The organism is Mesorhizobium sp. M0047 (assembly GCF_040323315.1).
In the GTDB taxonomy this organism is placed as follows: Bacteria; Pseudomonadota; Alphaproteobacteria; order Rhizobiales; family Rhizobiaceae; genus Mesorhizobium.
The window spans coordinates 1-911 of sequence record NZ_JAMYUW010000111.1; the positions used below are offsets into that span (position 1 = coordinate 1).

Below are 911 nucleotides of genomic sequence, written 5' to 3' on the forward strand. Positions count from 1 at the left end.
AGCGAAAGGATACGTCGCCGGCAGATGCGCTGATCTGCACCGATCCGATCCTGGCGACAACGGCAGCGCTACCTTGACCCTTGCCGTCATCGGCCATCAACGAACATTTATCTGTCGTTCTCTCGTGGTATCGACAATGTCGGCACGCCAACCAAGGCGAGGTAGCTCGGGTTGCCCGTCCTTCAATTCCTGCGCCTCTCAGCCGAGGAGTAAACGGTGCGCATCTTCTCCATCATAGCCCACCCGCGTGCCGACAGCTTTTGCCACGCAATTTCCGCACGCGTTCGCAACGCGCTGATCGGCGACGGCCACGCAATCGAACATCACGATCTCTATATGGAAGGCTTCGATCCGTGCCTAACCGCGGAAGAGGCCTACACAATCGGCGACACGCTGGAAGAAGCGCTTTCACGCGCCGAGGATCGCGTTCTGCTCCAGCACCGGACGCAAGTCGCGAATGCGGATGGTTTACTGATCGTCCACCCGAACTGGTGGGGGAAGCCACCTGCAATTCTGGCGGGCTGGCTCGATCGCGTTCTGGTTCCTGGTGTTGCCTATCGCCTGAAAACCGCGGATGGGTTGCCCGAAGGCCTCCTTTCGATCAAGAAAGCCATTATCTTCAATACTTCCGATACTGATGCGACGCGAGAGGTGAATGACCTCGGCGATCCGCTCGGACTGATCTGGGGACGATGCGTCCTCCCATATTGCGGGGTTCTGAAACATGAACGACATGTGTTCAGGCCAGTTGTCGGCAGTTCCGAGGAGCAACGGGAGAACTGGCTCGAGGAGGCCACTGCCAAATGCCGGACCACGTTCGGGGCAAGTTGAATGTGATTAAATCCGGTCCGTCCGCAATTCTGTCATAACCGTGCTCGCCTGAATTTCGGCTCCCGTCCGCCTCGGGCCTA

Annotated in this window: 1 protein-coding gene; it reads left to right on the forward strand. The window is 58.3% G+C overall.

Annotated elements, in window-relative coordinates; translation table 11 throughout:
• Positions 1-216: 216 nt before the first annotated feature.
• Positions 217-831 (forward strand): NAD(P)H-dependent oxidoreductase, encoded by a 615-nt coding sequence (locus NKJ89_RS35600; RefSeq protein ID WP_352609076.1) that lies wholly within the window; start codon positions 217-219, stop codon positions 829-831.
• The last annotated feature ends 80 nt before the right edge of the window (positions 832-911 follow it).